Consider the following 1,572-nt stretch of genomic DNA (forward strand, 5'->3'; position numbering starts at 1 on the left):
CCTGAACCGGGCACAACCGGCGGAAAACGGGCATAAAAAAACCGCCGCGGGATATCCTGCGACGGTTTGGTATGATGAGGTTTGGTTGCGGGGACAGGATTTGAACCTGTGACCTTCAGGTTATGAGTTCTGTGGCGCAATCTACGCACCCCTTCTCAATCTTACCTCATCTTGCGCTGCATCAGGCCATTTGCTTGACTGTAAGGCAATTTTGCCGCTCGTGATTCTCTTGCACCTTCGCGCCGTTACTTTGCACCTTGCTTCCCAGGTGCTTCCTGGAAACGGCTTGGAGGCAGCGCAGGTATCAGGAGATGCTCATGGCCAAGCTGACGAAGACTATTGTGGAGTCCACAACCACCCACGACAAGGAGTTCCTCTGGGACGATGACGTCCGCGGTTTTGGCATCCGTTTTCTGACGTCTGGCCGGCGGGTCTGGGTCTACCGTTACCGCGACGACGGCAACCGCTGGCGTCAGCTTAAGATTGGTGAGGTGGGGGTTCTTTCACTTGCGCTAGCCCGTGAGCAAGCGCGCTCCGCCGCCGCAAAGGTCCAGATGGGCGGCAGCCCCGCCGCCGACCGCGATGCAAAGCGCCGGGCCTTGAGCGTCCGGCAACTCGCCCAGATCTTTGACGATCGGCACGTGGCCTTGTGGGTAAAGCCGAGCACGGCCGCGGAGTACCGCCGCTCGCTTAACTCCTACATCCTACCTGTTATCGGGTCCAAACGGGTCGACGAGGTGACGCGGCAGGACATCGCCCGGTTGCACCGGGATCTTGGTCTTAAGCCAACCCAAGCTAACCGCACGATAGAAGTCATCTCCAAAATGTTCGGGCTGGCTGAAGAATGGGGTCACCGCCCCGAGGGCACCAACCCGCGTAAGGGGATCAAGAAGTACCCGGAGAAGAAGCGCGAACGTTTCCTCAGTGCCGCCGAGCTGAGCCGCGTCGGTGAGGTATTGGCCGAAATGACGGCGGAGCAGATTGAGATGCCATCAGCCATCGCTGCCGTGCGTCTGCTGATGCTCACCGGCTGTCGGCTGAATGAGATCATGACGCTGCAGTGGAGCTACGTCGACTTCAAGCTAGGGCTGCTGCGGCTGCCGGACTCGAAGACGGGCGCCAAGGACGTTCCAGTCGGCGATCCGGTTCTGGCCGTTCTCAGCGACATGCCGCGGGTCGACGGCAACCCTTGGGTGCTCACGGGCAAGCTGCCTGGCGGCCGCCTCACGGACCTACAGCCGTTCTGGCAGCGGGTGCGCGAGCGCGCCGGCTTGAAGGACGCGCGCCTTCACGACCTCCGTCACACGTTTGCGTCAGTAGCTGCTGCCAGCGGCATGTCGCTGCTCGTCATCGGCAAGATCCTGGGCCACGCGAGCGAGCAGACGACCAAGCGTTACGCTCATCTGGCGCGCGGTACGGTGCGGGAGGCGGCTGGCGACGTCTCATGACGTGCTCCCCAAAGCTCCTCCAGTCATAACTGGAGTCCGGGGTTGTCATGGTGCCCGTCGGGGCGGTGTTGCACAACCCGCTTGGCAGCATCGGCGGGCGTCAGCCCGCCAACACCACTATGCG

The 1,572-nt window shown here is 61.8% G+C and carries 1 protein-coding gene; it reads left to right on the forward strand.

Annotation, left to right across the window (positions count from 1 at the left end):
- The first annotated feature begins 317 nt into the window (after positions 1–317).
- A complete protein-coding gene (locus BACI71_RS17565; protein ID WP_159761493.1) occupies positions 318–1,448 on the forward strand; it encodes a tyrosine-type recombinase/integrase in 1,131 nt (376 codons plus the stop codon).
- Positions 1,449–1,572: the final 124 nt, after the last annotated feature.

The organism is Sphingomonas sp. 8AM, from assembly GCF_902506455.1.
In the GTDB taxonomy this organism is placed as follows: domain Bacteria; phylum Pseudomonadota; class Alphaproteobacteria; order Sphingomonadales; family Sphingomonadaceae; genus Sphingomonas.